The sequence below is a fragment of the Chitinophaga sp. CC14 genome (assembly GCF_048957795.1).
Classification (GTDB): Bacteria; Bacteroidota; Bacteroidia; order Chitinophagales; family Chitinophagaceae; genus Chitinophaga; species Chitinophaga ginsengisegetis.
This window is the reverse complement of the sequence record NZ_JARBFY010000005.1, coordinates 2,404,480-2,431,423: the sequence shown is the minus strand read 5'-3', so window position 1 is coordinate 2,431,423 and position 26,944 is coordinate 2,404,480. Positions and strand designations below refer to the sequence as shown.

23 protein-coding genes and 1 tRNA gene are annotated in these 26,944 nt (G+C 44.4%); 8 read left to right on the top strand and 16 right to left on the bottom strand.

Features of this window, described 5'->3' with window-relative positions:
- Positions 1–440: 440 nt before the first annotated feature.
- The 7 genes from PV783_RS29425 to PV783_RS29395 form a co-directional block, all read right to left on the bottom strand.
- Positions 441–1,235, bottom strand: coding sequence for a hypothetical protein (locus PV783_RS29425; protein WP_420990538.1), 795 nt, complete (start codon positions 1,233–1,235; stop codon positions 441–443).
- Between the two features lie 184 nt (positions 1,236–1,419).
- Complete coding sequence (locus PV783_RS29420; RefSeq protein WP_420990537.1) at positions 1,420–2,460, bottom strand: AAA family ATPase; 1,041 nt, start codon at positions 2,458–2,460, stop codon at positions 1,420–1,422.
- 66 nt (positions 2,461–2,526) lie between these two features.
- Positions 2,527–3,039, bottom strand: coding sequence for a hypothetical protein (locus PV783_RS29415; protein ID WP_420990536.1), 513 nt, complete (start codon positions 3,037–3,039; stop codon positions 2,527–2,529).
- Positions 3,040–3,232: 193 nt separating this feature from the next.
- Complete coding sequence (locus PV783_RS29410; RefSeq protein ID WP_420990535.1) at positions 3,233–3,985, bottom strand: hypothetical protein; 753 nt, start codon at positions 3,983–3,985, stop codon at positions 3,233–3,235.
- Positions 3,986–4,198: 213 nt separating this feature from the next.
- Complete coding sequence (locus PV783_RS29405; protein ID WP_420990534.1) at positions 4,199–5,437, bottom strand: site-specific integrase; 1,239 nt, start codon at positions 5,435–5,437, stop codon at positions 4,199–4,201.
- A 242-nt stretch (positions 5,438–5,679) separates the two neighbouring features.
- Positions 5,680–5,753, bottom strand: a tRNA-Met gene (locus PV783_RS29400).
- Positions 5,754–5,877: 124 nt separating this feature from the next.
- Positions 5,878–8,412 (bottom strand): mechanosensitive ion channel family protein, encoded by a 2,535-nt coding sequence (locus PV783_RS29395; RefSeq protein WP_420990533.1) that lies wholly within the window; start codon positions 8,410–8,412, stop codon positions 5,878–5,880.
- A 180-nt stretch (positions 8,413–8,592) separates the two neighbouring features.
- On the opposite strand from PV783_RS29395, the gene PV783_RS29390 reads away from it, so the two are divergent.
- Positions 8,593–10,161, top strand: coding sequence for a glycerol-3-phosphate dehydrogenase/oxidase (locus tag PV783_RS29390; RefSeq protein ID WP_420990532.1), 1,569 nt, complete (start codon positions 8,593–8,595; stop codon positions 10,159–10,161).
- A 45-nt stretch (positions 10,162–10,206) separates the two neighbouring features.
- On the opposite strand, the gene PV783_RS29385 is transcribed toward PV783_RS29390, so the two are convergent.
- Genes PV783_RS29385 through PV783_RS29370 form a run of 4 tightly spaced genes read right to left on the bottom strand, consistent with a single transcriptional unit; the run spans position 10,207 to position 12,374 of the window.
- Positions 10,207–10,797: a nitroreductase family protein gene (locus tag PV783_RS29385; protein WP_420990531.1), complete on the bottom strand. Its 591-nt coding sequence runs from the start codon at positions 10,795–10,797 to the stop codon at positions 10,207–10,209.
- Between the two features lie 12 nt (positions 10,798–10,809).
- On the bottom strand, positions 10,810–11,250 hold the full coding sequence (locus PV783_RS29380; protein ID WP_420990530.1) for an acyl-CoA thioesterase: 441 nt from the start codon (positions 11,248–11,250) through the stop codon (positions 10,810–10,812).
- A gap of 20 nt (positions 11,251–11,270) precedes the next feature.
- Positions 11,271–11,855: an RdgB/HAM1 family non-canonical purine NTP pyrophosphatase gene (gene rdgB / locus PV783_RS29375; RefSeq protein ID WP_420990529.1), complete on the bottom strand. Its 585-nt coding sequence runs from the start codon at positions 11,853–11,855 to the stop codon at positions 11,271–11,273.
- Positions 11,856–11,876: 21 nt separating this feature from the next.
- Positions 11,877–12,374, bottom strand: coding sequence for a hypothetical protein (locus PV783_RS29370; RefSeq protein ID WP_336389111.1), 498 nt, complete (start codon positions 12,372–12,374; stop codon positions 11,877–11,879).
- A gap of 132 nt (positions 12,375–12,506) precedes the next feature.
- On the opposite strand from PV783_RS29370, the gene PV783_RS29365 reads away from it, so the two are divergent.
- The 3 genes from PV783_RS29365 to rpsG all read left to right on the top strand — a co-directional run bounded on the left by PV783_RS29365 (position 12,507) and on the right by rpsG (position 14,773).
- Positions 12,507–13,607 carry a branched-chain amino acid aminotransferase gene (locus PV783_RS29365; protein ID WP_227024512.1) on the top strand — a complete coding sequence of 367 codons (1,101 nt, stop codon included), beginning with the start codon at positions 12,507–12,509 and terminating at the stop codon, positions 13,605–13,607.
- A gap of 288 nt (positions 13,608–13,895) precedes the next feature.
- On the top strand, positions 13,896–14,276 hold the full coding sequence (rpsL, locus tag PV783_RS29360; protein ID WP_012789278.1) for a 30S ribosomal protein S12: 381 nt from the start codon (positions 13,896–13,898) through the stop codon (positions 14,274–14,276).
- Positions 14,277–14,305: 29 nt separating this feature from the next.
- Positions 14,306–14,773 carry a 30S ribosomal protein S7 gene (rpsG, locus tag PV783_RS29355; protein ID WP_079470783.1) on the top strand — a complete coding sequence of 156 codons (468 nt, stop codon included), beginning with the start codon at positions 14,306–14,308 and terminating at the stop codon, positions 14,771–14,773.
- Positions 14,774–14,953: 180 nt separating this feature from the next.
- Here rpsG and PV783_RS29350 read toward each other — a convergent pair whose 3' ends face one another.
- The 4 genes from PV783_RS29350 to PV783_RS29335 are packed head-to-tail and all read right to left on the bottom strand — an operon-like array spanning position 14,954 to position 20,488.
- The gene (locus PV783_RS29350) at positions 14,954–18,289 is read right to left on the bottom strand and encodes a hypothetical protein (protein ID WP_420990528.1); all 3,336 of its coding nucleotides are present in this window, start codon (positions 18,287–18,289) and stop codon (positions 14,954–14,956) included.
- 32 nt (positions 18,290–18,321) lie between these two features.
- Positions 18,322–18,744, bottom strand: coding sequence for a hypothetical protein (locus tag PV783_RS29345; protein WP_420990527.1), 423 nt, complete (start codon positions 18,742–18,744; stop codon positions 18,322–18,324).
- 22 nt (positions 18,745–18,766) lie between these two features.
- Complete coding sequence (porV, locus tag PV783_RS29340) at positions 18,767–19,948, bottom strand: type IX secretion system outer membrane channel protein PorV (RefSeq protein ID WP_420990526.1); 1,182 nt, start codon at positions 19,946–19,948, stop codon at positions 18,767–18,769.
- 33 nt (positions 19,949–19,981) lie between these two features.
- Positions 19,982–20,488 carry a T9SS type A sorting domain-containing protein gene (locus tag PV783_RS29335; RefSeq protein WP_420990525.1) on the bottom strand — a complete coding sequence of 169 codons (507 nt, stop codon included), beginning with the start codon at positions 20,486–20,488 and terminating at the stop codon, positions 19,982–19,984.
- A 472-nt stretch (positions 20,489–20,960) separates the two neighbouring features.
- On the opposite strand from PV783_RS29335, the gene fusA reads away from it, so the two are divergent.
- From fusA to PV783_RS29320, 3 genes are all read left to right on the top strand, one after another.
- The gene (gene fusA / locus PV783_RS29330; RefSeq protein ID WP_079470779.1) at positions 20,961–23,105 is read left to right on the top strand and encodes an elongation factor G; all 2,145 of its coding nucleotides are present in this window, start codon (positions 20,961–20,963) and stop codon (positions 23,103–23,105) included.
- A 357-nt stretch (positions 23,106–23,462) separates the two neighbouring features.
- The gene (locus PV783_RS29325; protein ID WP_420990524.1) at positions 23,463–24,188 is read left to right on the top strand and encodes a glycosyltransferase; all 726 of its coding nucleotides are present in this window, start codon (positions 23,463–23,465) and stop codon (positions 24,186–24,188) included.
- Between the two features lie 6 nt (positions 24,189–24,194).
- Positions 24,195–24,971 (top strand): polysaccharide deacetylase family protein, encoded by a 777-nt coding sequence (locus PV783_RS29320; RefSeq protein WP_079470777.1) that lies wholly within the window; start codon positions 24,195–24,197, stop codon positions 24,969–24,971.
- A gap of 216 nt (positions 24,972–25,187) precedes the next feature.
- On the opposite strand, the gene PV783_RS29315 is transcribed toward PV783_RS29320, so the two are convergent.
- Complete coding sequence (locus PV783_RS29315) at positions 25,188–25,322, bottom strand: hypothetical protein (RefSeq protein ID WP_420990523.1); 135 nt, start codon at positions 25,320–25,322, stop codon at positions 25,188–25,190.
- Positions 25,323–25,358: 36 nt separating this feature from the next.
- On the opposite strand from PV783_RS29315, the gene PV783_RS29310 reads away from it, so the two are divergent.
- Positions 25,359–25,973: an outer membrane beta-barrel protein gene (locus PV783_RS29310; RefSeq protein ID WP_079470776.1), complete on the top strand. Its 615-nt coding sequence runs from the start codon at positions 25,359–25,361 to the stop codon at positions 25,971–25,973.
- The last annotated feature ends 971 nt before the right edge of the window (positions 25,974–26,944 follow it).

Genomic DNA, 26,944 nt, shown 5'->3' with positions numbered 1-26,944 from the left:
AAACATAAACAAACTTTAATTAAAAAGGCAAAAAACCTTTACCTTTTTTTAAAGAATGTGTAAAATACAACTTTATTGTATTCTTTTAATTCCTAACGTAATAATGCCAGTAATCCTATTCTATGAATAACTTTGAATTAGCAAACGCAATAGTGAAGCTCTAAGGTTAATATACCCTTGACATCGAGTCCTTTAGTACTTTCTATGAAATTTTCAAGTTGATTTATTCTTTGTAGGATACCACTACAACTTTTGTTGCTTTCCAATTCACTTATATGTCAAAACAGCATAAGTTGTAAAATAATATATAGTTCATCTTCGCAACTTCTGTTGCTAGGGAAGAGTAGTCAGCCAGTCAATCCCCTATATATTTTATGACTGACTAAGAATAATTATCCAAAAGGTCATTTATAACAGGAGGTATTCCTAACGCTTTATTTTTATAGATTATCTTTCCCACAAAATGTACAGGATTTGAATCCCAAATTATCTAGTAACTCACCTTTGAAAGCTAATTCAGGGTTATATTTTGTTTTGTAATATTCTCTTAGAAGATTTTTTAGTGGCCTCTTAAATTCTAAATCATAAGCCTTCAATAGAGCTTTAACTGCTTCGTCACTGTATCCTGTATCATTATCTGGAATTGCTTCTTGCTTATAAGCTAGGAATGTTAATTTTGAATATTTCCTTAGAATTCTTGTATTTGTTTCATCAGCATAATAAACCCTTCCTGCACCCTTAATAATATTATCAATTTCTGTTTCAAGCTGTTCTATGCTGTAATTTTGTATTTCCAGCATACCTGAATTCCCCTGATCAATTGAATTAGGTGGGATTCTAACGTAGAAGTAAAGTTCAAGTAATTCTAAAAATCTCTTTAGGTCTGTATCAAAAATGTGCTTATTTTCTTTAAACCATGTTCTAAACCTCATTACTTCATTTTCTCCCTTATCTCGAATCTCAGAAGGAATTTCAAAGTTCTTAAAATTTGCGTGCAGCTTAGGGCATTCTTTTGATTTATGATATGCAGGAGGTATTCCTTCATACACGTACTTAAATGTATCTTTTGTAACTATCGCCTGATAATATAGACCAACAAAGTTATCTGGGTCCATCAGAATCTCTTGGATTACTAATAAAACTTTTTGTTCATATCTGTTGAAGAAATAGATAAGGCGCTTATAAATATCTCCAGCTATATTGGGGAGCTTGGATATTTCAAATTTTTTGAGCATTCGCTGAAAGTTTGCTCTTGTGATAAACACGAGGCTAGGATCAGGATTAATCATTAACACAGGGATTAAAGTGTTAATTTACATATAAATTGCTGATTTTAAACTTCATTATCTAATAATTGGTGAATGGAGCTGGCCTGTAATTTCTTACTATTGGCCAGCCCATATGAATTCAGTCAGGCGTTTATTTACTAGGAGTTTGACTGTCTGACTGGTCTTTGAACCAAGTCTTTAATGTAGTCAGCCCAGGTGCATTTTCAAAATTTTCTGTGATTTTTTTATGTGCTTTCTCAAATGAAAGTCCATCAGATTTGAGTTGTAAAAGTTTTTTTATAATTGCCTTTTTATCAAATTTCACCTTTAGTCCCTCAAAACCATAACCAACAGAAAAATTCACTGTTTCGTCTTTCCTCTGAAACAACATAGTATCTTCTTGCAATTCTAACACAAAAGATTTGCCTTTAAAACTGTCTTTAGAATAATTCCCTTTTGTGATTGTCAATAGCCTCCTGCTGCCTATGTCCCTTCTGAGTTCAACTACAGCCCTCATTTTAGCCTCAATGCCCTGCGAGCCTAGCAGATTATTTTTGGAAGGTGAATTATCTTCTGTTCTTTTACCCTGATGGTGAACAAAAATAAAGGCACAACCATATTTTCTTGACAATTCATTATAGGCTTCAAAACTGCCTCTCACTTTATTAGATTGGTTTAAATCCCCTGAAAACAAGTCTGTCCATGTATCTAATACTACCAAATCTACTTTTTTTGATTTGAGTATATCTCCCAATCTTTTAATGTGTGATTCTGTGCTAAATACAAAGTAAATGTTATCTAGTATTTCTTCTGGGCGATCCTTTGAATACTGCTTTTTAATTAACGCTGATATGGCAGCAAAATCATCCTCTGTTGATATGTATATAACTTTTTTGTGTCTAGTATTTAGTTTAAATCCAAGATGATTTTCACTCCCTAAAGCTATTTCTAGTGATAGTTGCCTTAGAAAAGTACTTTTGTTACAATCACTGCTTCCAGTTAAGCAAGATAATCCTGTTTGTGGGATAAGTCCATCTAATAAAAAAGGAACCTCATGAATATTCATTTTGAATAACTCTCGTGCTGTATAAGCATCCTTATAAGCAGTCTCTTTTACCTGATGTATAATTTTAGATGTTATACCTACATTTTTTTCATTTTTTGTGCTATTGCTAATATTTGTTTCTGTCATAATAGTTTTATAATATTTTAATGGTTAAAGAAGGGCAAGGATTACCTTATCCTTTTTATATTTCAATTATATTACCCCTCTTTTAGCACTATTTCTAATTGCTATATAAGTAATTGGGTCATTCCAGTTTTCCTTTAATCTGAATGCTAGGTATTCATCTTGTTTTGCTCTTTCCAATAATGGCCTTGCTTCTTCATAATAGGGTACTGAAATCCTTCTCAATGTTTCAAACAAGGAGTTCCAATCCTCTATTTGAATCGTAACTTTTTCGCTTCCTGAGGCAGCAAAATTACCTAACTTGCCATTTATGAGTTCTTGTACGAAATAAAGTATCCCTTCTTTCAATATATGTCCTAATCTTACATTTCCAGCAATCATTAGATTCCCATTCTCCAATTCCTCATTGCACCAATCAAAGTCTCGAAGAATTCTGAAATTCCTAACAGTAATTAAATAGTTAGCATCATCTGTTTTTTGTATTTCTTGTTGCCAGTTCACCCACCCAATTTTTGTTATCCCTCTAAAGATTTTATTTGTTTTATCACAACTAAATGTGAGATTTTTATTATTTGTAGCCATAAGAGTTTTTATTAATGAAAAAATTAATGCTCATTTATACTATTATCTCTTCATGGTGGTGGCCTTATTTTCCTTCGTATCATATCTTGTTGTTTTGTTCGATACAAAGGTGTCAAATAGGGGAAAGTCCTTTAGTCCTGAACAAGTACTGTCAGGACTAATAAATTAGTAAAACGCAGTGTGGTAAAGGGGGCTATTTTTTGTCTTTCAGCTTCGAGGTATCAATTCTATCACCTTTTAAGGCTCTTTTGTCCTCTTTACTGGGGGTTAAAAGGGTATCTATGGATGATGGACTGAGAGGCTGACCATCCTTTTCAATAAAATTATTCAGCAGAAAATTTTTAACCTGGTCTTTGGTGGCTTTTATCAATGGCTCACCACCATTTTCTACATTAGAGTATAGGTCGTAAAATAAACTGATTAATACTTTGGATTTTCCCATCCATTGTAGTTTATTGGAGATTTGGTGGGAGGAAGAAAGGTGAATCTGTTTCTGGGAAATAGTATCATCATCTACTGCATACCTATCAATTATTTCAGCCTTAAGTCTCTTTAGCAAGTCTGCTATAAAAGGATGTTTGCTAACTTCCTCTATCTGTTCAGCATAAAGAATTAAGGAGTTGAAGGTTTTATAAATTGTTTTTAAAAATAAAATCTGCCTTTTTTCATCTTCAAAATCTAAAAGCCTATTGTCTATTTGATCAAGTGAGTTAATCATTTCGATAGTAGCTTTATCCTGTAGATAGTCTGCAAATGTAATAGTCTTTATTTCGATAGGAGAATCCTCTAATTGAGCATCTGTACTCGCACATTCTATTAGATCATTCTGCATGTCCATCTTGACTATTTTTCCAAAATCCTGACTAAAGAAAAATTTGGTTCGTTCTTTAACGATGTAACCTTTGGTTATTAGATCTTTGAAATATTGCAAAGGGTGTTGTTCCATAAAATAGGTGCAGGATTATGTTTTACCTGCACCTAATATAATAAATGTTTAATTTGTAACTACACTTTACCAATTAATCCTATAATTATCAAGACAATAAGCCCTATTACAATCTGCTCCAAAGGATGGTGTTCTGATCCAGTTAGTAGGCAACCAATTAATGCTCCTAATCCCCAACATATAAGCAGTAGGAAAGGAATGCTAAGGATAATACTAAACATCTCCATTTGCCACCTTTTTAAGATTGTTACCAGATAGCTTTTCTTTTAGCTGCTGCATATCATTGCTAACCTTAGTATCTACCACCTTCGCATAAATCTGTGTGGTCTTGATATTCTTATGCCCTAACATTCTGGATACAGTCACAATATCAACTCCATTAGTTAATGTAATACTGGTAGCAAAAGTATGTCTGGCTAAGTGCATAGAAACCCTTTTGGTAATTTCTGCCTTTGTAGCAATCTCCTTTAGATAGACATTCATTTTCTGGTTGGATTTAACAGGTAGAACTTTACCATCATAAGCAGTCATGATCTGGCTTTTATATTTTTCCAGTATCTCCTGTGCCTGTGGTAATACAGGTATGGCTGATCTGCTTTCTGTTTTAGTCCTGTTAAGTATTATCCAGTAGTTATTATCAATCCCTTTGGAAATATGGTTGAAATTGAGTTTTTCCACATCTGCATAAGATAGACCAGTGTAGCAGCAAAAAAGAAATACATCTCTCACCTCATCCAATCGTTTATTATTGGATAAATCCATTGATGCCAGTTTTGCCACTTCATCAGATGTTAAATACCCTCTTAAAACCTCTTTCAGCTTGCAGCTATAATTGATAAATGGATCATTGGATAGCCAGCCATGCAACATACTGACCTTGATAATCCTTTTAAGCTGCTGCACATGCTTGACAACTGCATTCTGCTTTAATTTGTCTTTGGTTTTAAGGTAGAAATCAAAATCAGTGATGAATTTGTAATTTAATTCTGCCAGAAACACATCTTTCCTGTGGTAAGCAGCTTCAATAAAAGCAACTACTTTCCTTTCGCAGGTAATGTATTTTTTCAGGGTATTTGCTGCAAATTCAATTCCTATCTTAGCTTTCATCTGCTCATTGTGATAATGAAATACTTCCAGCAGGGTTTTTCTCTGTTCATCAATGCCCAAAAGTTTGTTCTTGATTATTTCTGCTGTGATAGGGCAATTGGTCTTGAACAATTCATCATAGGTTGCCAGTGCTTTTGTTTTAAAGGAATTGATGATGCTATTTACCTGCTTGACTAAATCAGAATCCCCTTTTACTTTCTGGCGTTTATTATCCCAGTGTTTGAGAAGTACATACTGGCCTAAACCTACCTCTGCTCTTTTGCCCTCATATGTTATTCTCATATAGAGGGGGGCTTCACCAGCTTTATTTATTCTGTATTTGGCCAGCCAAAATAAAATAATCATGGCTGTGCATTAAAGAAGTGAGAAAAAGCAGGTAGGTTCAACTCCTGTAAAATGAAAGCAACTAAAGTAGAACGGGAGAGGGTTTTAAAGCAAGCAGGTTCATAGACCTCAAAAGTGCTTGCTAACCTAATTGTAGACCTCCTGTATAATGCCAGATAAGGCATATTAGGAAAGTATAAAATGAAAAAATCCCATAGAACTTGTATTCTATGGGATTTATCTTGTCTTATTTCAGACCTTCGTAGCGAGATCGGGAGTTGAACCCGAGACCTTTGGGTTATGAATCCAACGCTCTAACCACCTGAGCTACCTCGCCTTATTCTCCTTCCGGATCGCTGTAACTACTATCAGTAGCGCCTGCTGCTCCAAAACGGGAGTGCAAAGATAACGGCTTAAAAATGAAAATTCAAAATGAATCCAACGTTTTTTTATAATTTTTTTTAAAGCGTGCCGCCCGGAGCCGGCTTATCCCATTTTTTTAATAACGATTCATCTACAGACCGGATATGCAAATCCCGCTGTGGATAAGGGATTTCAATACCTGCCTGATTAAGGGCCGTGTAAATGAACGACATCACCTCGTTTTGAAGCCTGCCTGCATTATCCAGGTCGCCTACCCAGAAGTACACCTTGAAATTCACGGCGTTATCTCCAAAGTCGGTCAGCTGTATAAACGGGGCCGGAATAGTAAGCACATCTTTACGATCGGTAAAGGCAGATTGAATAATCTCCGTAACCTGGTCAATATTGCTACCATAGCCAACACCAAGAGCAAAGGTGATTCGTTTATTCCGGTTGGCCCTGGTCCAGTTGATCAGTTGTTGCGATATCAGGTCGCCATTGGGAACAATCACTTCGGAGCCATCGTAGGCACTGATCTTACTGGAACGGATGCCTATTTCTTTTACAACGCCGGAGCGGGGTCCGAGTTCTATCACATCTCCAACTTCTATCGGCTTTTCAAAAGCCAGGATGATACCGGATACGAGGTTATTTACCACGTTTTGTAAACCGAAGCCGATACCTACACCGAGGGCGCCTATGATGATGGTGATTTTATCCATCGGGATGCCGGATGCGGCAAATGCCAGTAATACGCCGCCGGCCAGTACGGCCAGCCGCAATAACAGCAGGGCGGAACCGAACTTTGTTTTTTTATTGGGATTGGCACTTTGACCAGTGTTCCCAAACATATAGGCAATCAGTTGTGAGGCCACTGTGGCCACCCATATCACCAGTATAAAAATGATGATGCTGCTGAAGGTGAAATCTGAATTACCAAGCTTATGCCGGGAAGAAAGGAAATCGACAATAACATCGTAAATGGTATCATACAAATAAACGCAGCGGGATATGATCGCCAGCCATCCTACAAAAGCCAGGATGGTGAGAAATGTTTTCAGCTTTTTCTGCACTTCCTGGTAATCCATAAAAGAGATGAATGTGCTGGAATCTTTATTGGCTTCTACCTGCAGGTAAACGGATTCCATCAGTATCTTCACGAGGATAAACAGGCTCAGGGCCATCACGGCACTTACAACGGCGGTAGATCCCATGATTTTGGCAGTGCCTACCCTGGCTAAAATAACCATGATCAGGGAAAACGCGCTGGTGAGCATGAATAGCATCAGCACCGGCCGGGTAAATTTCGGTTGTGCAAAGGTGGTGAGGGAAGATTCTTTCAACAGGCGGTTCCCCAGCAGGAGCGAAAGAATGGCGCCGATTAATAATCCCCATTGTTCTGCATAAGTAATTTCTATCAGCAGGTTATTCAAACTGTAAACAAACAGTAAGCCGATCAGTAACAGCCAGCTTTTGAATAATGTTTTAGGGAGATGTGTGCGGAAGATAATGGTCAGCGCAATCACATCTAAACCCCAGGTGATTTCTGTAAAGAGAATTGGGTAACGTACAGATAATACGGACGATAGCGAAGCAATCAGCACAACGGTGCAGGCCACGGGGTAACGGTAGAGGTACCGGGCGTGCTGCAGGATTGTTTCCCCTTCCTGTTCGTTATGGTTATGCCGGATGCGCCTGATATTGTTGTATACCCACCAGGAAAACAATACGGCGAGCAACAGCCACACAAAAAATATCGGCCACTGTATGGAAAAGAAGATGGCTAACACCTTGGTGCTTTTATGCAGCGAATTTTTCAGCACCGGGAAAAACTCAAGAGGGTTGATGCTGTCGCGGTGAGGCTTCCACAGGTAACGGTAGTCGCGCACAAACATATTGGAAGCAAACTGCTTCAGGCGGTAGTCCATGTCCTCGTAAAGATTGGACACTTCAATATACCGGTTGGCCACCCTGTTTTGCAGCAGCCCTATCTTAATAAGACTGGCCTTATTCGCGCTGTCTACCGAGCGGAATTTAAGAATGAGGTTGGTTACCTGGCCTATATAAAAGCCGTACAGTTCATCTTCGGAAGGAATGTTGCGCATGGCGGTATCGCCCCGGATCGTGTGGATGGTGTCATTAATGTTTATCAGTTTGTCATAGTAGGAAAAGAGGGCGGTTTGCCAGGAGGTGAGTTTGCGCTGCAACTGCTCCAGCATTACTTTGTTGGTATATATATCGTTGATGTTGGGGGTGCGGCCCAGGCTGGCAATATTGTATTTTATCAGCGCGAGGGAAGTATCTGTTAGTGGCAGTCCGTCGCTGATACGGGAGGTGTCAAATCCGCGGCGGAGGGAACTCATAAGGTCGTTCAGCGTCAGTGTGTAGCTTTCAATACGGTTGATCAGGATGGATACAGACGTGTCCGATTTTTTTACCCGGCTGGTATCTTTTGACAGGGCCTGGATATTCTTGCTGATGGTGGCGCTGTCAACAGCTACCATGTGAATGGTATCGGATTTCGGTTTTCGTTTGCTGCCCTGTGCCGTGGCATTGTAACTGCCGGTAATAACAACCGTGAGTATCAGCAGCTGCAGAAAATATCTGTAATAGAGTTGAATCCTGGTAAACATACGAAGCTATAAAGTTGAATGATCTCTATGGAGGAACATTTTTAATGCCTAAATGTTCCTGAATTTAAAACTTTTAACTCTCCCGGCCGTTAAGTTTTCTGGAATCGGCTGCTTTGATTTGTCCGGTATCCGATTCCTCAGTATTTTGTATGTGATTGGCAGACCAATGAAAACTAGCTTATGAACAGAGAAATGCTTGTTGCCTCATTAAGAAAGGATCTCGAACCCTGGGACATAATAGTGATTGGTGGTGGGGCTACCGGCCTCGGCGCCGCACTGGAAGCGGTAACACGGGGGTACAGAACCTTGTTGCTGGAGCAGGTGGATTTTGCAAAATCCACTTCCAGTAAAAGCACGAAGCTGGTACACGGAGGCGTACGTTATCTCGCACAGGGCGATGTATCGCTGGTAAGGGAAGCCAGTGTGGAACGCGGATTGCTGGCTGCCAATGCCCCGCACCTGGTACGTAACCTGGCTTTTGTTATTCCTACTTTTAATTTCTGGGAGAATCTGAAATATACGATTGGCCTCAAAATGTACGACTGGCTGGCAGGCCGGCTCAGTTTGGGGAAGTCGACGCATATTTCCAGGTCAGCTACCCTGGCGCGGCTGTCTACGCTGAAGCAGGATCACCTCGCCGGCGGCGTGCTGTATCACGACGGACAATTTGACGATTCTCGCCTGGCCATCAACCTGGCGCAGTCCATTTCAGATAACGGCGGCACGGTGCTGAATTATATGAAGGTTACCGGTTTACGAAAAGATGGCTTTGGAAATATCAGCGGACTAACGGTAAAGGATACCCTGGACGGCGGAGACGAAATATATCTCAACACCCGCGCGGTGATCAACGCTACCGGTGTGTTTGCAGATGATGTACTGGAAATGGATAACCCGGCAGCTCCAAAATCTATTGCGGCCAGTCAGGGTGTACACCTGGTGCTCGACAGCGATTTCCTGCCCGGCCATAACGCCCTGATGATCCCGTCTACCAGCGATGGAAGGGTACTGTTTATCGTTCCCTGGCATAATAAAGTGGTGATGGGTACTACGGATACCCCTGTTAAGCATATCAGCCTGGAGCCCCGCGCACTGGAAGAGGAAATTGCTTTCATTCTCCGTACGGCCGGTCAGTATTTATCAAGGGCGCCGCAACGTTCTGATGTACGCAGTGTGTGGGCTGGTCTTCGCCCGCTCGCCGCCGCTAAGGCGGAAGAGCATAAAACGAAAGAAATCTCCCGCAGCCATAAAATAATTGTGTCCAAATCAAATCTTATTACCATTATCGGTGGTAAATGGACTACCTACCGCAGGATGGCGGAAGATGTAATACATAGGCTGGAAGTGGTGTTGAAGTGGAAGGAAACGTCTTCTGCTACCACTCACTTGAAAATTCATGGCGCCACCGATAAGGTGAACTGGGAAGATCCGTGGTATTTCTATGGCAGCGATGTATTGCACCTGCACCAGATGGTGGCACGTCAGCCGGATTTGCAGGAGGAGCTGAGCCGGGAATATCATATCATTAAAGCACAGGTGGTATGGGCTGTGAAAGAGGAGATGGCCCGTAATATTGAAGATTTTCTTGCCCGCCGTACGCGCTTGTTGTTCCTCGATGCAAAGGAAGCACTGCGTATAGCCCCTGCCGTAGCCCGGATTATGGCGGAAGAATTACATAAAGATGAACATTGGGTAGCTACGCAGATCAGCAGCTTTGCAGCCGAAGCGAATGGGTATCTGTTAAAATAATTTATAAGAAGATGGGGACCTGTTGATCCCCATCTTCTTATAAAATTACATCCATTTGAACTTCTCATTAAATGGTTTCATTCTTCTTCCCGGTTGCGCAGGCTCGTCTGTATAACCCATATAAAAGAAGCCCAGTACCAGGTCTTCTTCTCCCAAACCAAAATATTCCTGCATGGCAGGGTGGTAGGTCATTCCGCCGGAACCCCAGTAGGCGGCAATACCCAGGGCGGTAGCGCCCAGCCAGATATTTTCCACTGCGCATGATACCGCGGCAATTTCCTCCAGCGCCGGGATCTTCGGATTGTTCCCGCGTTTCATGCAAATCGCCAGTACATGCGATGCCAGGTTGCCCTGCGTTTTCAGTTTATCGTAGTTGCCCGGAATATATTTGTCGGCGGGGGTATGCTGCTTGTACATATCCGCATGATCTGCACAAAATTGTTGCACTTTATCACCGCTGTACACCACAAAGTACCAGGGTTCTGTATACCCATGTGTGGGGGCCCAGTCGGCGAGTTGCAACAGTTGCTGTACCGTTTCATCTGCAATCTTCCGGCCGTTCATGCTGGTGGGTTTCACCGTACGGCGTGCTGTAATCACCTGTTCCACTGCAGTGGGTGTTGCTGTCATATCCATAATCTGTTGGTTTTATTTTCCTGTTTCCAGGCGTGCCTTCATATCGGCCGGCAGTTTTGCTATTTTATGTGCCTTATAATCAAAGCATATCATACCGGTTTTAGCTTCGGCGATAGTAATCGTTTGTCCGTTACGGTTAGTGGTGATGAGATAAAACAATTCAAACCCCAGGGCATTAAATTCGCCCGCCGCAACGGCTACATCAAATATATCTCCATAAAATCCTTCCCCTTTGTAAGCAATGGCCACATCGGCCATAATGAAACCTGCGCCGGCTTCATGATCCAGCTCTTTATAGCCCAGGTTGCCGAGGAACTGCATCCTGGCTTCATGTATAATAGACAGGATGGCATCGTTGCCTACGTGGTTGCCATAATTAATATCCCGGATCCGCACAGGAATTTGTACGCTGAAAGGAAATGTTGCAGGTAAATCTATCTTGACTCTTGCCATACTTATTTTTTAGGGAGATGCTAAACGTTTGCTGTTTGTTTCAGGAAAGCCACAAATTTCTCAAAGGCCCGGGCCCGGTGACTGTACCTGTTTTTTTCAGTGAGATCCATTTCTGCAAAGGCGCGCGTTTCGCCTTCCGGAATAAAGATCGGATCGTAGCCAAATCCCTTTTCTCCTTTAACAGATGTTGTAATATGGCCTTTACTCACTCCTTCAAACTGGTGTTCCTTCCCATCCAGTATCAGGGAAATAACGGTGCGGAACTGCGCACTGCGGTTGTTCTGGCCTTCCAGCTCCTGTAATACTTTGGCGATGTTGTCGGCAGCTTCTTTCTGCTCCCCGGCGTAGCGGGCAGATAAAACACCCGGTGCGCCGTTGAGGGCTGCTATTTCCAGGCCGGTATCTTCGGCAAAACAGTTTTCCCCGGTCATCCGGTGAATGGTGGCCGACTTTTCGGTGGCATTGGCTTCCAGGGTATCGTGTGGCTCCGGGATGTCTATATCAATGCCGGCTTCCAGCAGGGTAACGATCTCAAACTGGTTACCGAGTAACGACCGGAACTCTTTTACTTTGTTTGGGTTATTGGTAGCGAATATCAATTTCATATGATTACAAAAGAAGTTTATTTAAATGCCTAATAATTGTTTTAACCCGGCCCATAGCCTGGCTTTCAGTACTTTATCGCTGCCTATCAGGGATAGCTCATCGGAAAACAATAACGTGGTACCGTTTACAGTTACCAGCTGATACAATGGAATATCATTTAACCCAAGTTGTTCCGGTGCAATCCCAAATACAACGCTCCGTTCTATCTTCACGGCAGCCTGCCAGTCGGGAAACGCCAGGGAAGGGTAGTGGATTACGTTGATAAGCGATACATCCTGCATCCCCAGTTTACAGGCATTTAATATATTAGTGAGGAGGTTGAATAATTCTTCGTTTAAGTACGCTTCGTTTTCGTTTTGTATGAAGAGCGCAATGTTTTTTTGATTTTCTCCTAAATATTTGACTTTGGGCGCCACTTTTTCTACGGCCTCAGCCGGCATGCTTTTCCCGGGAATGATTGGCTGGGTAAAGATTTTAGCCAGAAAGTACGGATCAAGTTGGGTTTGCTCAAGCGACATATTTATTATCGTTTAGTTTAATGTGAAAACCCCCTCTGGGGAAAAATCAGTTTATTTGCACTGCCGGTCCCGATAGGGCTCCGGTGGCACAGCGATTAAAATGTAAAAATATTGAGATAAAATCGATTAACCATGATGGTAGATAAATCAACAGTTAAGGAAGAGGCACTTCAGAAGATCAAAGTCACCAAAACTACGCGAAGCAGGCTGAGTGAGGTTGATTTCAACAACCTGGCATTTGGTAAAATGTATGCCGACCATATGCTGGTGGCCGATTTCGATGGAAAAGAATGGAAAAATGCGGAGATACTGCCTTTCCAGAACCTGTCTGTAAGTCCTTCAAATGCAGCCTGGCACTACGGGCAGGCCATCTTTGAAGGAATTAAAGCTTATAAAGATCCGGAAGGTCATCCCATGATCTTCAGGCCATATGATAACTATAAACGCTTTAACACCTCTGCCGAAAGAATGGGGATGCCCCAGGTACCGGAGTGGTTGTTTATAGGCGGATTGGATTTACTGATAGACCTGGACCGCAACTGGGTACCCACCGGTGAGGGTTGTTCCCTCTACCTGCGTCCCTTTATGATTGCGGCAGATGAATTTATCGGCGTCCGTCCGTCTGATACCTATAAGTTTGCCATCATCAACTCACCTTCTGGTCCTTATTTTAATAAGCCCATCAAATTACTGGTGCAGGATAAATATGTACGCGCTTTCCCCGGCGGCGTTGGTTACGCCAAAGCTGCGGGCAATTACGGCGGTACCATGTACCCCACCATGCAGGCAAAGAAACAGGGCTACGACCAGATCCTCTGGGTAGATGGCTATGAACATAAATACCTGCAGGAATGCGGTACTATGAACGTTTTCGCCATCATCGGCAATACGGCCATTACACCGGATCTCACCCAGGGCACCATCCTGGAGGGCGTAACCCGCGCCAGCGTAATGGATGTGCTGGCAGACATGGGACTTAAAGTGGAAGAAAGACCTATTTCCATCGATGAGGTGGTAACTGCCTATAATAATGGTACCCTCCGGGAAGTATTTGGTACCGGCACCGCCTCCAGTGTTGCCTACGTAGAACAGCTCGATTACCTGGATACCAAAATCAAACTGGATACGACCAAATATGAAGTAGGGGCGGAAGTAATCCAGCGCCTGGATGATATCCGTACCGGCCGCACCACCGATATCCGGCACTGGAATTACATAATAGACAAGAAATAAGCGTTTTATATATTATTATCGTCATGAGAATAGGGCCAATAAAAAGGCCCTATTTTTTTATGGTAGTTTCTAACGGATATCATACCTTTGCAATCCGGTTTTTGGTAATCCTGAGCTGCTACCAGAATAATAAGACCTTTCCCTGTTTATCCAGGAGATCATTCCGGCAAAAATATTTTCGAAACAATTTTGTTATTCACACATATAGTTTTACCTTTGCCGTCCCAAAATCCCTTTGTGGGGAATTTGGATGTCATTGTAAACCGACATAAAAAAACTAGGTAAAGAATGCCTACTATACAACAATTAGTAAGAAAAGGAAGAGAAATTATCCGGGCTAAGTCTAAGTCCAGGGCATTAGATAGCTGCCCTCAGCGTCGTGGCGTTTGTACTCGTGTATACACTACCACGCCTAAGAAACCGAACTCCGCTCTGCGTAAAGTAGCGAAAGTGCGTTTAACCAACAAAGTTGAGGTGATTGCCTATATCCCTGGTGAAGGTCACAACTTGCAGGAGCACTCTATCGTACTGATCCGTGGTGGAAGGGTAAAAGATTTACCAGGTGTTCGTTACCACATCGTTCGCGGTTCCCTGGATACTGCAGGTGTGAAAGACAGAAAGCAGAGCCGTTCCAAATATGGTACTAAAAAGGAAAAGGCTAAAAAATAATAATTATAAATAGTCGTAATTTTCAATAAATGAGAAAGCAAGCTGCAAAGAAATTGCCTCTGGCTCCGGATCCTCGGTTCAATGACAAGCTGGTAACCCGCTTTGTTAACAACGTAATGGAACAAGGAAAAAAGAGCATTGCCTATAAAATTTTCTACGATGCTGTGGATAAGGTAAGCACGATGACCGGTGAAAACGGTTACGAGGTTTGGAGAAAAGCATTAGCTAACGTTACTCCGGGTGTAGAAGTTAGAAGCCGCCGTATCGGTGGTGCTACCTTCCAGATTCCTGCGGAAGTTCGTCCGGACAGAAAGATATCCCTGAGCATCAAATGGTTGGTACGCTTCGCCGGCGAAAGAAACGGTAAAAGCATGGCTGATAAGCTCGCAAACGAAATCGTAGCAGCAAGCAAAGGTGAAGGCGCAGCGTTCAAGAAGAAAGAAGATACTCACCGTATGGCAGAAGCGAACAAAGCTTTCTCTCACTTCAGAATCTAGTTATAGCCCTCACAGGCAACTCAATATATTTGGCAAACAGTTCCTTTTGGAGCTGTTTGCCTTTTTGTGTTGATACCCGGAAACGGACACGCGCGTTAAGTATTACAGCATTTACCCGGGATACCGGCATAAAAAAGGCGGACATCCATAGATGCCCGCCTTTCGTTATTTCAGACTCGCTTATTTTACACTCACCAGCACATTGATCTTGCCTTCTGCACCACTGAATTCCTGCAGTGCCTTGCCAAGTACCTGGCCTGGCTTTACTTTATCAATATCCGCCTTCATCGCATAACCGGCCCTGCTGGAAGTAACCAGCAGATCTCCGCGGCGGATAGCGCCATTCTCATTACAAACTTTGGTAGGTATTACACCTATCACACCCATCGGTACTTCTTCATCTAAATTCGCATCAATATCCTTTTCAGTTAACAACAAACCTGGTTTAGTAGCAAACACTCCCGCTACCAGGGTAGAATAGGGCTCAGATGATTTTTCCACCATCCGGTCTGTATGGGTGGAGATCACCAGCACATCCCCGGCTTCGTAAGCTATACGCGCCCCGGCTACTGCAAATGATTCCGCCACATCGGCGCCACTGGCTTGGGTACCGCCGTTAAAGAATCCCCTTCCTGCTTTATTAATACGGGCTACATTGACACTGGCACTCTGGAATACTGCAATACTGCCGGATGGTCCCTGATGATTAATAAGCAGGGTGTTGCCGGTACCTGTGGTAGTAACGTGCACCACCGGCTGCCCGTTGGCATTATTAAAGTTGGCAAACCTGCCGGCTTTACCTGTTCCGAAGTTGGGTATAAAGCCGGAAATGGCATTCCCACCTCCATCGCAGGAAGCTTCAACACCATCGCCGTTGCCACCGGCATTGGCAGTTACGCCATTGCCACTACCTTCTGTAAGCGCTAGTACGGCAGGACCGTTACCTCCCGGATTGGAAGAATAAAATAATCCCGCGTACCCTCCTGTACCAGACGACTGACCGAAAATTCCCGCTGTTCCGAAATTGGCAAACATGGAATTCACTTCTCCTTTTACAGCGGGAGAAGTACCTGTTGTCCTGTCTACCTTGAAGCTACCGGCAATACCGTTACCCACTGTTTTAACCGTAATAACCTCATTGTCATTATTGTCATTAAAGATTTCAAACCTGCCTGCCCTGCCTGTGGCAAAAGTAGGCACCCAGGCATACAGGGCATTACCTGCTCCGTCTATATTGGTTTCTACCCCGTTGCCATCTTTGCCGGCATTGGCAGTAATGGCATTGCCATTACCATCTGTCAACGCTATCAGCGACGCACCATTACCAGCCGGGTTAGAAGCGTAGAACAAACCGGCACGTCCACCGGTGCCGGAGGAAACGCCAAATACTCCGGCTGCACCGAAGTTGCCAAAAATGGTATTTACCTCAGCCCTTACAGCAGCGCCCACACTATTGGTGTTGTCTAACAGGAAGGAAGAAGCATTACCCTGTGTATTATCCGGTATATTACCATTACCATTGGATGCCACTTCCAACGTATTCGCGGTGGTATTAGTGGCATTGAAATTCTCAAAACGTCCGGCTCTTCCGGTACTGTTGTTTAAACCTACCTGGCCCAATACGCCTACTGCGGTACCTGTGGTGTTGGTCGCAATAAAACCGCGTACACCATAACCACCGCCATCATTCCGGCCAACTACGGCCCCCGCAATGTCACTGGTGGTTCTTCCAACAACTGCCTCACCATTTCCGTTATTATCACCTACAACACCAGCTGAGGTTTGCGCACTGGTGATACCGTGAACCGCAAAACCGGCGCCTGTGCTGCTTCGTACCCCGGCTCCGTTGCCACTTGTAGTCACATTCACCACCGTACCATTTCCTACCGAGTTGGCATTTAAAGCGCTATTGTTATTGGCATTATTGAAAATGGAGATGCTTGCCGGAATACCGTTATTACTGGTGGCGGTTAACCCGGTGCCTGTATTACTGTTGGCATATACGCCGATACCGTTAGCGCTGCTATTGCCATATACGCCAAGTCCATTAGGAGTTACGCCGTACACGCCCCAGCCTGAACCAGCCTGGGAACCCCATACGCCTACACCCAATCCACCGGTGCCATTATTGATACCTCTTACCCCGCTGGAAAATCCACCCGGAGAGGCGGAAGAAACAATGCCCCTGACAGCAGCAATACTGCTGGTGGTGGTATTGTTAACCCCTTCCAGGGAAGTACCGTCGCCATCATTGGTAATGCTGAAAAGTGTAGCCGCATTATTTTCTGTGGCTACAAATGGAAGGGTTAAACCACCTCCGGGAGGGGCGCCTGCTACCCATTGTGCACCATCAAATTTGAGAATTTGTCCTGCCGCAGGCGCTACATTGCTCACCGCCTTGCCCTGCAGGGCTTGTACAACCGGGTTGGGATAAGTACCTGAGAGGTCTCCTCCGGCAGGGCCGTTGGGAGGGAGGGTGGTAGGAATAACGCCAGCAGCAATTTTCGCCAGCGTTACCTTTCCATTCCCGATAAGTGGGTTAGGATAGGTACCGGTCAGATCACCGCCTGCGGCTATGCCGTTAATATCGCCGGCAGGACCCTGTGGACCCACCGGACCTGCAGGGCCCATCGGGCCAACTGGTCCGGCTACACCGGGTACGCCTTGAATACCTTGTGGGCCTGCAACGCCGGGGTCACCTTGGGGGCCGGCTGGGCCTACCGCTCCCGCCGGACCAACGGGACCAACCGGGCCAACAGGACCTGGATTTCCCTGCGGGCCTACTGCTCCTGCCGGTCCAACGGGACCAACCGGGCCAGCTACACCGGGATCGCCTTTTGCTCCCTGCGGGCCTACCGCTCCAGCGGGTCCAACGGGACCAACCGGACCAGCTACGCCGGGATCGCCTTTTGCTCCCTGTGGGCCTACCGCTCCAGCGGGACCAACGGGACCAACCGGACCAGCCACACCGGGATCACCTTTGGCTCCCTGCGGGCCTACCGCTCCTGCAGGGCCTATCGGTCCAACGGGACCAACAGGTCCTGCTACGCCGGGATCACCCTTCGCGCCTTGCGGACCGGTAGCACCCGCTGGTCCGGCCGGACCGGGAGTGCCATTGGCTGCAAACAGCGCGTACGGCACACTCATTAACTGGGAAGTACCCAGCTCACTGAAGTTGCCGCCGTTTATTGATATTTCAACTTTTAAATACTGATTGGCATTCGCCCAGGGAACACCGCTGTACGTGCCTGTTAAGGGAGTTCCTTTACCGATCTGTAAAGTGAATAATCCCACGGTATTGGTGGAAGTACTATGTGTTTCCTGGTATTGTACAGGTCCTGCTGCAGAACCTCCCAAAATAGAAAAACGCACCGTTAAGGCCTGGTTGCTGAGTACTGTCCCATTTGTATTGCGGGCTACCGCCTGGTAGTTGGTTCCGGTTAATCCGCTTTGAGCCCATACAATATGAAATGATACCGTCAACAGGAGAAAGGTCAGGTAGCATATCTTTTTCATAATAGTCATTTTTGTGATAGTTTACGATGCGCTTAATTTTTTTTAGGTGATGTTCCGCCGTCCTGGCTGGGTATAGGTACAACTGCTTTACTGGCCTGGTTACCCGGTGCTGCAACTGCAGCGCTATCGGAAGGGAGAGGTTTGGTTTTGGAAGCACGGAGTTTGGGTGCAGCATTAGGGCGTTGCGGCTGGTAGTTGGTAAAAAGACGGGATTTAGTGTCTTTTGAAACTACCGCCCGATCTGCCGGCGGCAAAGTCGATCTTTGGTTCAGATCAGCAAGATCTTTCTTAAAAGTAGGGAAAAGCTGGTCCCTCACTTTACCGGTATTACCGCCAGTGTTATCCGGCTTTACGGATTCCTGTGCAAAAACACCGGGCATGAATCCGGCAAACAAAAGAAATGCAAGTATGAGCAGTGATTTCATATTATTGGGTGTTATAGATTCGCTTTTCATGTTGGATATTTTAGTAGATGAATTATGGTTGCTGAATTGCTTCGTCCCGCGTGCCGCCTATGTTATAGACCAGCGAGAACTTCAGGGTTCTTTTCTGTATTAAACTTTCCCCGGTAGGAAGCTGATAGGCGATATCCAGCGCAAGATTTGATACGCGTACGCCCAGTCCTGCTGAAAAATGTTGCCGGTAGCCTTTATTCGGATGCTCGTAGAAATACCCGGCGCGTACAAAAAATGCCTGCCTGTAAGCGTATTCAATACCGGATCCGATAGTGAATTCCCGTAACTCTTCATGGAAGCCGTCAGGTGCGTCGCCAAAGGAAGAGAACATCGCTTCCACTACGCCACGGTCAGGGTCTTTTCCTTTCAGGATCTGGCTTGTTTCCATGCCATTGGAATCCAGGGCATACAGCGGGGGAGTGGGTACCAGTAATTTGTTGATGTCTACGGAAAGGGTAAATTCATGTTCGTGTGTATGTACAAACGTATAGCCGCCACCGATACGAAGGTTCATTGGCAGAAAACTCTTCCTGTTGTTATCATCTGAGTATTGCAGCTTCGTGCCGATGTTGGTGATACTTACACCAAAGCAGTAGCGGTTGCCGAAATCCAGTTTGTCTACACTGTTCTGGTAGTAATAGGCAATGTCGCCTGCAACTGCCGATGCGGGTTTCTGCTGAATATTATTGTAGGAACCCTGTCCCAGCTGGCTGCGTACATACCGGATGCTGAGTGCCAGCGATGTATGGTTTCCCAGCTTCCTGGCATAAGCGCCATCTATCGCAAATTCTTTGGGGTTGTAGTCCTGCAGCACGGTTCCGTTATCATCCCGGAAAGTAACGGAGCCATAGTTGAAGTACTTCATGGAAAGCCCTACGCCTTCTGTTCCGTTCCATGTTTTGTAGCCGGATACATAAGCCATATTGGACTTATTGTTGTTCAGCTCCCACATCCAGGGGGAGTAGTTGGCGCTCACGCCCCAGTCGCCGGCAAACACTATTTTGGCGGCGTTTGAAAACAGGGAATTGGCATCCGGCGACAGGCCGATGGCGGCGTCCCCGGTACCGCTGCTCCTGGCGTCGGGGTTTACCAGCAGAAAGCTGGCGCCGATATTCGGAGGTTTCTGGGTGGTTTTTTGTGCCAACAGCTGCATACTGGTTGTCAGTATACCTGCAAGAAGTATAATTGTATAACCGTATTTCATGATGTCATCTGGTTAAAGGGTGATTGTGTAGTGTTATTGCACAATGAGTTTCTCAAAGAATACATTCCCGCTTACATTCAGCATAACGGTGTAAATACCTGCGGCAAAATGGTTCACAGGTAATACCAGTGTGCTTTTACCCGGACCCATTTCCAGGAACTGATGATGTATTACCTGGCCTGCGGGGTTGATCAGTTCGAGCGTTACACTCACTTTCGACAGCAGGTCAAATACAATTCTGGTATTGGTAATAGCAGGATTGGGGAACAGTATGTAGCTCTTTACCGGGTTTACGCCGGGTGTCAGCTTTGTAAAATCTTCGGGTTGCTGGAATCCCTGTGTGAGCAACACCCTGCCATCCGTGATAGGTAAAATAATGGGTTCTCCCACGGTATACTGGAACAGGATGTTCTGGATTACGGCGGAACCACCTGTACTGGCAACTACCTGTCGTTTAAGCGCTACCTGGCCGGAGGATGAAATGCAGGCACACACCAGCAGCAACAGCGCATGTGTGCATCTGAGTACAATTGTTCTCATATTATGTATGGTTATAAGTAAATAAGTGTTCGGGAACCGCTACAGCGCCGGGACAGGGAGGGGTACAATAGTAAATAAGGTATCAGCCTGTTATACAAGCGCGTTGAGTAATTTTTACTTCATATTGTTTTTCAATTTAGGGGAAAACCGATCTTTCAATTCTTACTTTTGGGCTGTTTTATTTAGCATTCTTCTTCAGGGTATATCCGGTTTTATAACTTACTGCGAATATGACAGAATTATGGCATCCGGAAAACGTTGATTTCTTTTTTGGTGGGATTTGATAAACAAGTGGTCGCTACCGTCTAAAAACTGGTTTTCGCGGAACTATTTATCGTTATTAAATTTAATGTGAATAACGCCTGCGCTTGTTAAAAAGAAATAACAATTTGGAAAAGAAGGTCATTTTATTTATTGTCAAAAATAAGTTACCTTTGCCCCCCAAATTGCATTATTTAGTCACTTTAATATTATGGCAGACTTAAAATTTCAAAGGAACTTTGGTATTGCGGCGCACATCGATGCGGGTAAAACCACTACCACAGAACGTATCCTGTATTATACAGGTAAATCCCACAAAATTGGAGAAGTGCACGAGGGTGCTGCTACAATGGACTGGATGGCACAGGAGCAGGAAAGAGGTATTACCATCACATCTGCGGCAACCACTTGTTTCTGGAATTTTCCAACCTTACAAGGTAAAGCCTTACCTGATACCAAACAATATAAATTCAATATCATCGATACCCCGGGCCACGTGGACTTTACCGTAGAGGTAGAGCGTTCCCTCCGTGTACTGGATGGTCTGGTGGCATTGTTCTGCGCTGTATCCGGTGTTGAACCTCAGTCTGAAACCGTTTGGCGCCAGGCTAACCGCTACCGCGTACCCCGTATCGGTTTCGTTAATAAAATGGACCGTTCCGGCGCAGACTTCCTGAACGTGGTTAAACAGGTTAAAGAAATGCTGGGTGCTAACCCCGTACCTTTAACTTTGCCAATCGGAGCTGAAGACACCTTCAAAGGTGTGGTAGATCTGATTACCATGAAAGGTATTATCTGGGACGAAGAAGGTAAAGGTGCTACCTACCAGGAAATTCCTATTCCGGAAGATATGCAGGCTGAAGCTGAAGAGTGGAGAGCTAAACTCGTAGAAGCAGTTGCTGAATACGATGACACCCTGATGGAGAAATTCTTCGAAGATCCGAATTCAATTTCTGAAGACGAAATCCACGAAGCTATCCGTAAGGCTACTATCGATATCGCTATCATCCCGATGATGTGCGGTTCCTCTTTCAAAAACAAAGGTGTGCAGAAGATGCTGGATGCGGTTTGCCGTTACCTGCCTTCCCCACTGGATGTTGAAGCAGTAAAAGGTACCAATCCTGACACTGGTGAAGAAGTTGAACGTAAACCAGATGCAAAAGCTCCGCTGTCTGCACTGGCATTCAAAATCGCAACCGATCCTTTCGTAGGTCGTCTGGCGTTCTTCCGGGTTTATTCCGGTCACCTGGATGCGGGTTCTTATGTACTCAATACCCGTACCGGCAGAAACGAACGTATCAGCCGTATCATGCAGATGCACGCTAACAAGCAGAACCCGATCGATTTCATCGAAGCTGGTGATATCGGAGCTGCTGTTGGTTTTAAAGATATCAAAACCGGTGATACCCTGTGCGACGAAAAAGCACCGATTATCCTGGAATCTATGACCTTCCCTGAACCGGTTATCCACATCGCCATCGAGCCTAAAACTCAGGCAGACGTTGATAAAATGGGTCTGGCTATCTCTAAACTGGTAGAAGAAGATCCTACCCTGAGAGCTAAAACTGACGAAGAAACCGGTCAGACTATCCTCTCCGGTATGGGTGAGCTTCACCTCGAAATCATCGTTGACCGTATGCGTCGCGAATTCAAGGTAGAAGTTAACCAGGGTGCGCCGCAAGTTGCTTACAAAGAAGCACTGACTACCAAAGTTGAACACCGTGAGGTATTCAAGAAACAAACCGGTGGTCGTGGTAAGTTTGCGGATATCCAGATCGAAATCGGACCTGCAGATGCAGAATGGCTGAAAGAAAATGAAGGTAAAGCCTTCCAGTTCGTAAATGATATCTTTGGTGGTGCTATCCCTAAGGAATTCATCCCTGCAGTACAGAAAGGTTTCGAACAGTCCCTCAACCAGGGTGTGCTCGCAAACTTCCCGCTGGTGAACCTGAGAGTTCGTCTGTTCGACGGTTCTTACCACCAGGTGGATTCTGATGCGATGTCATTTGAATTGTGCGCCAAACAAGCTTTCCGTGAAGCTGCCCGCAAAGCTAAACCAGTATTGCTGGAGCCAATCATGAAAGTGGAAGTACTTACTCCGGACCAATACATGGGTGATGTTACAGGTGACCTGAACCGTCGTCGTGGTATGCTGGAAGGTATGGACTCCAAAAACGGTGTTCAGGTAATCAAAGCAAAAGTTCCGCTGAGCGAAATGTTCGGTTACGTAACCCAGCTGCGTTCCCTGTCTTCCGGCCGCGCAAGCTCTATCATGGAATTCTCCCACTACGCTCCGGCTCCGAACAACGTAGCTGAAGAAGTGGTAGCTAAAGTGAAAGGCAAAGTAAACGCTTAATCATAGCTTCTTAATTATACCGGAAAGGTTGTTCTGCCAAAGCGGAACAACCTTTCCGCTTTTTATGGCACTAACTGACATGAACATGCTATTGCCATGAAAAGAATATTCGATATTTTACAATAGTAATAACCTACAACTGCAATTTACTTTTTGCTAACTGCCAGGGGTCCTGTTTTACAGGACCTTTTTTTATTATTTACCTCCCGTGATAGGGGGAGGCTTCCCTTTCCACGTCATAGGTATAAGTAGCACATAAAACCATCTCAACCGGTATTATTTACTGATAGCCTTTGAATTATGTCATTAGAGTTATTACAAGCACCTCCTACAACTGTGGTACATACAACGGGAGAAATGGTTACATTAACTCCCGGTCTGGATTTGATTCTGCCCTGCTGGAACCCATCCGGGCCCTGGGTGGAATCACTTATCAGGCATTACCACGAAATAACAGCCCTTATGGGGACGGCGCCCGTTCAGCTTATCCTGGTCAACGACGGCTCCGTGAAGAACTTTACCCGTCAGCATATCAGCTGGCTGGAGGCAGCTATTCCGGATATCATTATCATCAGCTATTCCCGTAACCGTGGTAAAGGATATGCGGTGAGGGAAGGAGTAAAGCGCTCCCAACATGCTTTCCAGGTGTATACCGACCTGGATTTCCCCTTTGGCGTATCAGCTGTTAAAGAAACATACGACCGTCTCCTGCAGGGCCTGGATGTGGTAGCGGGGGAAAGGGGCGAAGCCTATCTTCGTGAATTACCCCGTAAACGCCGCGTGATTACCCGCATCAGCCGCCTCTTGAACCGGGTGGTGCTGGACCTTAAAGTAGAAGACGCCCAGGCTGGTTTAAAAGGCTTTAATGCCTATGGAAAGAATATCCTGCTCAATACCCGCATCGATGGCTTCCTGTACGACAGCGAGTTTTTATACCATGCAGGCAAACGTCCCCATCTCAAAATTGGTGCAGTCCCAGTATCTTGCCGCCCGGGCATTCAGTTTTCATCTTTCAGGGTAAAACTCTTAATGAAAGAAATGCTGAATTATTGCAGGATCATTTTCAGCTCATCCGCTGCTTAAATTTTTATGGAACAGAGAAACAGGATACTGATCAGTGTAGACGTGGAAGAATTTGATATCCCCGAAGAATTCGGCCAGCAGGTAACCCTGCAGGAGAAACTGGAAGTTTCCAGGAGCGGGTTGCGGGCTACACTGGCTTTATTTGACAAGTATAACGTACGCGCCACTTTCTTCGTTACCGCTTACTGGGCGCAACACTATCCGGAGTTGATCAGGCAAATGGCCGCAAAGCATGAAATAGCTTCTCACGCTTATTATCATAGCTCCTTTACAGAGGCCGATCTGGAAGGTTCCCGCCTGGCCCTGCAGGAAATCAGTGGCCAGCCGGTACAGGGATTCCGTATGCCGCGTCTCCGCAAAGTAAATATGCAGGCGCTGAAAGCCGCCGGTTACCTGTACGATGCCTCTGTGAACCCCACATGGCTGCCGGGAAGATATAACAACCGGCACCTGCCAAGAACCGTGTTCAAAGAACAGGACACCTGGATCATTCCTTCTTCTGTGTCGCCCTTTCTCAGGTATCCCCTGTTCTGGCTGAGCGTAAAAAACATGCCGCTGTGGATAACCCGCCACTTCAGTAAAAGGATCCTGAAGAAGGACTCCTATCTCTCTTTTTATTTCCATCCCTGGGAGTTGAGTGATATCAACGCATATGCATTACCCGGTTATATTAAACGTGTGTCGGGGAAGAGAATGCAGCAGAAAATGGATGGATTCCTTAGTTTCTTACAACAACAGGGAATTTTCTGCACACATGCCGATCTGCTGGAAGGCCGGTCCTGATAGGTTGCAGCTGATGATCTCTCTTTTCTTTTCCGATGATTCCCGTTTTTATGCAACAACATTTAAGTTCTAAATGTTATAGTAATAATAAATAAGGATAAGTATTCATGTTGAGAGAATATATGAAGGGATCTGATGTTGTTTTTTTTAGATTTTTTTAGAAAGATGAATACTTATTAGATTCATTTTCAGTAGTTTTGTGCTGTAATAGTATTGTTAACTGTGATGTTGTTTGTTTTGACGATGTAAGACTACTTCCCCATTATCCCCCTGCCTTTTTATTTTCTTACGGCTGATATCAACAGCTATAGTTGCAAACGGAAAGCGTTTGCCCGCTAATTTCTTATTCATTCAACAGGTAAAATTGTTAAAACTAAAAATCAGACTATGAAAAGAATTCGTCTCTTGACCCTTGCACTTGCGGCTGTATTGTTTGGTTCTGCTGCTAACGCCCAAATTCAGAAAGGAAATATTATGGTAGGCGCCGATCTGACCAATATTAATGTTACTTTTCAAAAGGAGAGTACCGCTTTTAATTTTAATCTTTCACCAAAGATAGGTTGGTTTATCAAGGACGGTCTCGCTATTGGTGGTTATGTTGATTTTGGCGCAAATACCACAAAAAATAAGACAACTGATACAAGGGCTTCCAATACTAACTATGGTGTTGGCGCTTTTGCCCGTTATTTTGTGGAAGATAAAAATGTCAGGAAACTGGAATTTTCCAAGAGAACGCGGTTCTTCGTGGAGGCAAATGCCGGATTTGCTGGTACAAACCCTGCGAGCGGTGCATCTACCAATGGTTTTAACGTTGGTATAGGCCCGGGTATTTCCTATTTTATCACCCCCAATATTGGTTTGGAAGGATTGTTTAAGTATGACCTTACTGTAGGTGGAGGTAATTCAACCACAGCTAACCGGCTTAGTCTGGGTATAGGTTTCCAGATTTACCTGCCTTCAGCAAAGGCTAAACAGATTTACAAGGAAGAAACAGGAAAATAATTTAGTATATAATACAAACTCTTCAGCAACGGCGGCAATGATTATTGCCGCCGTTGCTGTAATAAGGAATCCTATCATTTTATTTATGGGCGCTGAATGAAATGAACAGCGGACACAGAAATGAATTAATTGAACGGAGGATTTTATACCGGAACTATTTATTTTAGTAACTGTCTGTGAAGGTGCAGACAGGGGGATGCTGAAAACCCGGAACAGAGTAGGCATTTACATCCATAAATACTCCAGATATGGTAAACTCTATTCTCCTGGCAGTGCTTAAATTCCTGAGCACTGTTGCTGGCGCACTGTAATTTTTTCACCCTTGTTGCACAAGGATACTAATGGGAATTGCCGAAAACCATAAGTAAGAGTAGACCCCAAATGAAAACAACACCTTATGATCCCTGATGTTTTAAACACATTCCTGACGGGATTGCTGGCGCTGCTGGAGTCTGCAATTAGCGGCATTTAACCTGTATTGTTAGTTTAATACTAACCCCGGCTGAGGTTCGTAAACATGAAAGTACCTGCATTTTTGGGGTGCTGATAATGAAAGTACAACGCCTGCTGCCGGTAATTCCCTGATCACGCTTCAATATTGAGCTGATTAAACAACTTCTGAATGAAAAAGCCCTGGTATTATTTACCGGGGCTTTTTCATTTAATATAAACTGGCCATGATGGCTTATTGAACAGTATTATATCAGGATGCCGAACTGAACAAAATGAACGAACGGATTTCTGTGAATAGCCATTAATTTCGGCGGACACTTAAAAAATAAGTGTACCTGGGATTGCCGAAAACCAAATAAAAAGAGTAGGTGTCACCCGTAGTAAAAACTATCTTATGGATTTACTGACTCAACTGCTGGCAACGTTGGTTGCACTGCTGAAATCTCTGCTGGGTGGCCTGTAATTAGGACTCCTTTCGGTAAGGGATTATTCCGTCTTTAATGATACTATTTCCCTTA